Source organism: Pseudomonadota bacterium, assembly GCA_026388275.1.
Taxonomy (GTDB): domain Bacteria; phylum Desulfobacterota; class Syntrophorhabdia; order Syntrophorhabdales; family Syntrophorhabdaceae; genus JAPLKB01.
The window spans coordinates 23767-31614 of the sequence record JAPLKB010000041.1; the positions used below are offsets into that span (position 1 = coordinate 23767).

The following is a 7848-nucleotide window of genomic DNA, read 5'->3' on the forward strand; positions in this document are numbered from 1 at the left end:
GATTTTTTTTCTTTTAAAACATTTACTTTTAAAAGTCAAAGTAAATCTGGGAAACAATTAAAAGGGGCTTGCGTCGCCCCCTCCACGAACGAAGTGCGTGGAGCCTCCCCTTCTTGCTCGCCGTGCGAGCTAAACAGATGCCCAAGGACATAAACCATGGAAATTTATCTTTTATATTTTTTTATTCCTGCATCATATAAGTCATTACCATGTATATCGTTTATTACAAATAGCGGCAAATCCTTAACTTCCAGCCTCCTGACAGCTTCAGGTCCAAGCTCTTCATAAGCCATAACCACGGAAGACAAAACACATTTGGAAAGAAGAGCTCCTGCACCACCTGTTGCTCCAAAATAAATGCTTTTGTATTGCCTGATAGCATCTTTTACCGCCTGTGACCTCCTTCCCTTTCCGATCATCCCTTTGAGTCCCATAGATATTAGCATCGGTGCATATGCATCCATCCTTGAGCTTGTAGTGGGACCACAAGCGCCTATCACTTTCCCAGGAGATGCAGGAGAAGGACCGCAATAATAGATAATCTGATCCTTTATCTCAATCGGGAGGTTCTCACCCTTTATTAAGGCTTCAACAAATCTCTTATGTGCAGCATCACGTGCAGTATATATATACCCGTTTAAAAAAACCTTTTCTCCTGCTTTCAGTTTTTCAATCACGCCTTCAGATAAAGGTGTCGTAATACGGCTTATCTCCATCTATTACCCCTTTTGTTGCTTTTAAAAATGAGAATTTTTGAAATTGAGAAGCTGTAAATTAACATTCCAAACTCTTAGTTTTCTTCATTTTAAATTATAGCCCCCCTGACCCTGTGTGCATAACACTGGATATTCACTGCCACAGGGAATGATGCAATATGACAGGGCAGCATCTTTATATGGACATCAAGAGCTGTAACCGTACCCCCATAACCTTGAGGCCCAATGCCGGTTTTGTTGATTTCCTCAAGAATCTCGGTCTCAAAGGATGCAATGGATAGATCATCATTCCGCACACCAACAGGAATCATCAGAGCTTCCTTTGAAAGGAGTGCAGATGTCTCGAAGTTGCCCCCTATCCCAACACCTACAATAATCGGCGGACATGGATTGGGCCCGCCTTTGTTTACCATCTCCAGAACAAAAGCTTTTACACCCTCTTTTCCTTCCGACGGAATAAGCATCCTAACTTCGCTGTAGTTCTCACTGCCGCCGCCCTTCGGAAGCACAACAATCTTTATACGGTCTCCAGGTACAATCTTTACATGCAGGATAGCCGGGGTGTTATCATTGGTATTTTTCCGGGTAAAGGGTTCGCAGCAGGACTTTCGTAAATATCCATTCTTATATGCCCTTCTCACACCTTCATTCACCGCATCTTCAAGGACGTCTCCGATTATATGCACATCCTGCCCTATTTCCATAAATGTCACAGCAAGTCCGGTATCCTGACAGATAGGTATTTTTTCGCTTCCAGCAAGGTTGGCATTATTGATAAGTTCCCGGATCACATCTCTGCCTATTTGAGATTCCTCAATTTCTGCTGCTTTTTTAAGAGCCTTACAGACATCATCCGTTAAATTTATATTTGCATCTATGAACAATCTTTCCAAGGCAGATACAATATCATCTGTATGAATCTCTCTCATATATACTCCATTTACTTAACTGCAGTGAATAGTCGTTAGTATTTGCCTTTGCCTTTTTCACTATTCACTATTCACTATTCTATATATGGTGCAATTATTCCTTTTTCCATTACCTGGGCTCACGTCGCCCCCTCCGCCAGCTAAGCTGTCGGAGCCTCCCCTTCTCGCAAGCCGTGCTTGCTAAGAAAGCTATACGGAGGTATTCCTATGATATTTTTTGCTATTCTATGTATGGCGCAATTATTCCTTTTTCCATCATCAGCCCGACTTGCTCCCGGGCTCTTCTTATCTTTGTTTCAGCCATATTAAACAATTCTTTTTCGCTTAATTTCAATCTTGCCACTCCCTGCTCCATTGCCTTTTTTGCCACTGCAACCGCTTCTCTCGGGAACACTTCCCATTCATCCATAGTTGGCAGGAGGTAATCTTCGCGTAATCCTTTATCTTCTGCGCATTTGGCAAGCTCGTAGGCCGCAGCAATGCACATTTCATCGGTTATTGTTCTGGCCATCACATCGAGGGTGCCTCTAAATATGGCAGGGAAGCCGACAGAATTATTCACCTGATTCGGAAAATCGCTTCTGCCGGTGGCAACAATCCTCGCACCGGCTTCTTTTGCTTCCCATGGCCATATCTCCGGTATAGGGTTAGCGCATACAAACACAATTGCATTGTCTGCCATTTTTGCTATCCATTCCTTCTTAATCGTATCAGGCCCAGGTTGTGAAAGGGCTATCAAAACATCCTGACCTTTAATCGCTTCTTCTATGTCTCCAGCTCGGTTCTCACCATTAGTTATCCGGCAGAGTTCCATTTTTTCTTTATGGGTTGGTTTTATATCATCCCTTTTCCTGTTAAGTATGCCTTTACTGTCAACAACAATAAATTTTTTAGGGTTTGCTCCTGCCTTTATTATCATCTTCGTAATACAAACATTAGCTGCCCCTATGCCTACCATGGTAATCTTTACGTCCTGAATCTTCTTCTTTACGATCTTTAAGGCATTAATAAGCCCGGCGAGTGTAACCGCCGCCGTTCCCTGCTGGTCATCGTGCCATACAGGTATCGGCGCTTCAGCTCTCAGTCTTTCAAGTATATAGAAGCATTTTGGATTCTCAATATCTTCGAGGTTTATTCCACCGAAGGAAGGGGATATATATTTTACGGTTTTTATGATTTCATCAGGGTCTTTTGTATCGAGACAGATGGGGAAAGCATCGACACCGCCAAGATATTTGAATATCAAGGCTTTTCCTTCCATAACCGGAAGGCCTGCCATTGGTCCGATATCTCCAAGTCCGAGCACTCTTGTACCGTCCGTAACGATTCCAACCATATTAGCTTTGTTTGTATATTCGAATACCATTTCAGGGTTTTTGTGAATCTCTTTGCATGGTTCTGCCACCCCCGGTGTATACCATATTGCAAAATCATTTATATCTCTGATAACACATTTTGGTACCACTTCTATTTTACCTTTGTAATAAGGATGCATCTTCATGGCATCCTGTGCCGGTTTTTTAGCCTTTTCTATAAGTTCTTCCTTTGTTACCTTAACATCATCCACGTCCACTCCTCCGTAAAGTATTATTTAAGTCAGGATCAATTTAATTTGCAGTAAATATTGTATAGCTAATTGTAAAAATTACAAAGAAAAATATCCTGTTTTTTAAATCAGATCATACCAGGGTTTCCAATCCATACCAAAAGACTCTGCAACCGCACTGTGAGCTAATATACCCTTTGCAAGGTTTATCCCGCCCGCCAGAGATGCATCTTCCTGTGCTGCCATTTTTAATCCCTTCAGTGCAATTGTTCTTATATACGGGAGAGTCGCATTTGTAAGGGCATAGGTTGAGGTCCTCGGCACGGCAGCAGGGATATTCGGCACGCCATAATGGATAACATCATGGACTTTATATGCCGGCTCTGCATGTGTTGTCACATGGATTGTCTCAACGCAGCCGCCCTGATCTATTGAAACATCCACTATTACAGAACCTGTTTTCATTCTTGAAACCATCTTGTCCGTTACAAGCAAAGGTGCGCGGGCACCTGTCACCAGTACAGCGCCTATCAGGACATCGGCATATACGATTGCATGATTGACAGTATACGGATTCGAGTAAATCGTTGTTACGGTTCCATGCAGGATATCATCTATATATTTTAGTCTGTCATGATTTACATCAAGAATTGTCACATGGGCGCCGAGACCTGCAGCAATTTTTGCAGCATTAAGGCCCACTACCCCGCCGCCCAGAATGACAACCTCTGCCGGAGGAACACCTGGCACGCCGCTCATTAATATCCCTCTTCCACCATAATCTGTTTCCAGTAGCCTCATGGCAGCCTGAACAGACATACGTCCCGCGACCTCACTCATAGGTATTAAAAGAGGCAACCTCCCTGTTGCATCCTGGACTGTTTCATAGGCGACCCCGGTTATGCCGCTTCTCAGCAGACCCTTTGTAAGCTTTTCAGACGAAGCAAGATGGAGATATGTAAATAAAATCTGCCCGTCTTTGAACTCAGGCCATTCTGTCTCAAGAGGCTCCTTTACCTTAATAATAAGCTCTGCGCGGTTGTAGATCTCCAGAGCAGTAACAACTTCCGCGCCTGTCAATACATATTCTTCATCTGTCAACCCGCTTCTTACTCCTGCCTTACTTTCTACAAGGACACTGTTTCCATCACGGACAAGCGCATCTGCCCCTGCCGGTGTTAATGCAATCCTATTTTCCCCTTCCTTTATCTCTTTCAACACGCCGATGATCATCTATATCTCCTCCGAGCTAAATCCTCCAGAATAATTATTTACTTATTTTCTCATCATATAAAGTTATAAATCAATACAACATTTCGGTGTTGATGCTTTTTGATAACCATCTAAAAAATCCTCATTAAAAATATTTTGCCTCTTTTAAATATAACACAATATCCTGTTGGTTACTGCAAGATGCCTTTAGATAATTATGCAGGAAACTTCAAAACATTTTCTGCTTGCAGTAGAAACAAAATTGGATGATAATGAATTTATAGGCAGGGAATTGATGTTCTCAGAAACAGATATCTTTGCATTCATAAAGACAAGAAACAGATCAAAAAATTCCATCACGATATTCTTTAGAACCACCTCGGCTAAATATCCTATAAAAAGTTATGTTCCTCTTTGTCATGTAATATCAGCAAATACCAATAATAAAATTGATTTATCTTCAAAAAAACAACATTTTGAGGGTTTTTTGTCTTGAGTATGTTATTGGGCCATAAATAAGGAGATGAATACATGATTAAATTTGTTTTTTGTGCAAAGCGTTGCACGAATATGTCACGGGCTGAGTTTCAAGACTATTGGTTAAATCATCATGGCCTCTTATTCAAGAAATTCGCAGATACATACAGGGCAGTACGTTACGTACAGAGTCACACTATCGATTCGCCGTTAAATGAGAATATCATGAAATCCAGGGGGACATCGGAGGCATATGATGGGGTTGGCGAGATATGGTGGCAGTCGGAAGAAGATTTTCTCGCAGCCATCAATTCACCGGAAGGTCAAAAACTACGCGCGATGTTTGTTGAAGACGAAGCAAGATTCGTAAATCTGAATGCATCCTCGGCCTTTTTTACTGTCGAGCATGTTCTTATTGATGGAAAGGTATATTAACCTATGACCAAACGGGGACATGGGTAACGGATTACCCTGGAAACATAGGCAACACTTTTGTATTAATACATAGATACTAAAAGGAGGGAAACATGAAAAAGTATGGTGCAGAGTTTTTAGGGACATTCTGGCTCGTTCTTGGCGGGTGCGGCAGTGCAATACTGGCCGCTGCGTTTCCTAACGTAGGCATCGGTCTGCTTGGCGTTGCACTGGCCTTCGGTCTGACCGTACTGACTATGGCCTTCGCCATTGGGCACATATCCGGCTGTCACCTCAATCCGGCTGTTTCTGTCGGGCTCTGGGCAGGTGGTCGTTTTCCGGCAAACCAGCTATTGCCTTACATCGTTGCGCAGGTTTTAGGTGCGGTTGTAGCGGGCGGCGTTCTCTATCTCATCGCGACCGGTAAGGCTGGTTTTGATGTATCCGCTGGCTTTGCTTCAAATGGTTATGGTGCTCATTCGCCTGGCGGATACTCCTTACTGGCATCGTTAATTACTGAAGTAGTAATGACCATGATGTTCTTACTCATTATTCTCGGATCAACCGACCAACGTGCGCCGCAAGGTTTCGCGCCCATCGCAATTGGCTTGGGCCTAACACTGATTCACTTGATAAGCATTCCGGTGACCAATACTTCAGTAAACCCCGCCCGGAGCACGGGTGTCGCTTTGTTTGTCGGAGATTGGGCTCTTGCCCAGCTATGGCTTTTCTGGGTGGCACCAATCGTTGGCGGTCTGCTTGGAGCGGCAATTTACCGGTTTATTGGCAGCTCGGAAAATTGATTTGCCTATCGATGACGTGCAGAAAATATAAGGGTCAGCCCGGTATGTGAAAAATTTGAAGAGGCAATGACATCGGACAAGACACTACGTAAGAACTTAGACAGGTTAGTGAGTACAATTTTAAGTGTCAAGAACTGATTCCGGGGCACTTGGGATGGAGCTCCTGTGGCTATCGCAACCAAACCTCTTTTCCCGCTTGTCTTGCGTTTATTAAAGCCGGGCTTCCGCGTTTCACGACGGTTTGCTTAGGACAGCTCGATTCCGATTACTTATTTAATAGAAAATATGGAATTATCTGATAAAAAAAGGCAGGGTCTAAAAAACCCTGCCTTTGTACTTTGTGAATGTTAACGATGCTTATTTGTTGATCCTTTTCCTCAATCCTGCAAGACCGATAAGTCCGGGCGCAAGAAGTAAAAATGAAGCCGGAAGTGGAACAGGGCAGGCTGCATCACCGTAGGATTCGAAATATATACTTAAAGTACCTTCTTGACCTGCTGTTAAAGACATCGTATTTTGAAATAAGCGAGTTGTAACGGGGGCACCCCAATATTCGGGGTATTCGACCTCATTATATGCCCAAAGAGAGCCTCCACCTTCTTTTAAGGTTCCGCCTGTCAAATAAACATCTACGTACGCATTTCCATCAGCATATGCTCCAGGATGGCATTCTGCTGAACCACTTGTCCATAGATCAGCATATACCCTGACAATATATCTGGCATTTCCACCATTCTGTGTAAAGTTCCATTGTATTCCACCGTTTGAACTTGATGAAGCCTCTCCATTATGAAAATCATCTATATTGCTATAACCTTCCATTATGGTATTAGTATTTTGTACACTTTGAATACCATATCTATGAGCAGGATCTCCAGGATCAACATAAATTTTTGATAGTGCACTTGCCGTACTTGATGTAGCGTTTGCATTATAATCAATATTTGATTCATTTTCATTTGCTTGAGCATAATTACTTACGTATGATGGTGAAGAGATTACCAAAGACCCTGTACCGGACATTTTAATTATACTTATGCCGTATACTTTAGCTCCTGAATAAGCATAGGCTGCCAACGCATTGTTTGCTGCAAAGAAACTTAAGAAACATATGGATAAAATCACTGCCGTTAACTTTAATGATTTGAATTTCATTTACCCTCCTTGTGAATTCATGCCCCGCCAAATACTAAAACTACTTTTCAACTTCAACTAATAACTTTGTATAACATATTTTATCTTTTGTCTGTAGGATAAGTAATACAAATTGTGTAGGATAATATAGAATTATGTTGATATCCTGAAATTTACATAAAGTATAATCAGGCAACATATCTCTTCCGGCACCTCCTTATTCATAAATTTTAAAATCACACTCTATTGCCTCTTAGCCTTCAATGCAGGGTTTTCGATCAATAATGTAAAGTTGATTCTTTATATGGCAACCCGACTGTCTCGCTTTAATTCGAGACCCCTTAGCCTTCCGTCCCATTCTCACAAATGGTTTGACCACCCCATTAATTTAACAATGTAATACATTTTATATTTTTTGTATGTAGGATAAGTACGACAATTCTTGTAGGACAAGTTAATAAAATATTGTAATTTGTGGCTTAATACGATTTTTTAGGGCTTTTTTATCTCCATAAAACCTCTTCAATGATCTTGCTCTTGAGACTTTTATTTGATCCCCGGTGAACTCTCACCAACTCCTTGAGGTACGCAAAGCAACCGTCTAGTGAGTTTGTGGT

8 protein-coding genes and 1 riboswitch are annotated in these 7848 nt (G+C 42.0%); of the genes, 3 read left to right on the forward strand and 5 right to left on the reverse strand.

What is annotated here, in order from left to right; translation table 11 throughout:
* Positions 1-164 precede the first annotated feature (164 nt).
* From NT010_10875 to ald, 4 genes are all read right to left on the reverse strand, one after another.
* Complete coding sequence (locus NT010_10875; GenBank protein ID MCX5806551.1) at positions 165-716, reverse strand: Fe-S-containing hydro-lyase; 552 nt, start codon at positions 714-716, stop codon at positions 165-167.
* A gap of 89 nt (positions 717-805) precedes the next feature.
* A complete protein-coding gene (locus NT010_10880; GenBank protein ID MCX5806552.1) occupies positions 806-1645 on the reverse strand; it encodes a fumarate hydratase in 840 nt (279 codons plus the stop codon).
* A 220-nt stretch (positions 1646-1865) separates the two neighbouring features.
* On the reverse strand, positions 1866-3212 hold the full coding sequence (locus NT010_10885) for an NADP-dependent malic enzyme (GenBank protein MCX5806553.1): 1347 nt from the start codon (positions 3210-3212) through the stop codon (positions 1866-1868).
* Positions 3213-3314: 102 nt separating this feature from the next.
* Positions 3315-4424, reverse strand: a complete 1110-nt coding sequence (gene ald / locus NT010_10890; protein ID MCX5806554.1) for an alanine dehydrogenase — start codon at positions 4422-4424, stop codon at positions 3315-3317.
* A 196-nt stretch (positions 4425-4620) separates the two neighbouring features.
* Here ald and NT010_10895 point away from each other — a divergent pair, with 196 nt between their 5' ends.
* From NT010_10895 to aqpZ, 3 genes are all read left to right on the forward strand, one after another.
* Entirely contained in the window at positions 4621-4899 is a 279-nt protein-coding gene (locus tag NT010_10895) for a hypothetical protein (GenBank protein ID MCX5806555.1), read from the forward strand.
* A gap of 35 nt (positions 4900-4934) precedes the next feature.
* Positions 4935-5315, forward strand: coding sequence for an EthD domain-containing protein (locus NT010_10900; GenBank protein ID MCX5806556.1), 381 nt, complete (start codon positions 4935-4937; stop codon positions 5313-5315).
* Positions 5316-5407: 92 nt separating this feature from the next.
* Positions 5408-6097, forward strand: a complete 690-nt coding sequence (aqpZ, locus tag NT010_10905; GenBank protein ID MCX5806557.1) for an aquaporin Z — start codon at positions 5408-5410, stop codon at positions 6095-6097.
* A 357-nt stretch (positions 6098-6454) separates the two neighbouring features.
* On the opposite strand, the gene NT010_10910 is transcribed toward aqpZ, so the two are convergent.
* On the reverse strand, positions 6455-7252 hold the full coding sequence (locus NT010_10910; protein ID MCX5806558.1) for a VPLPA-CTERM sorting domain-containing protein: 798 nt from the start codon (positions 7250-7252) through the stop codon (positions 6455-6457).
* A 282-nt stretch (positions 7253-7534) separates the two neighbouring features.
* A riboswitch (cyclic di-GMP riboswitch) is annotated at positions 7535-7617 on the reverse strand.
* Between the last annotated feature and the right edge of the window lie 231 nt (positions 7618-7848).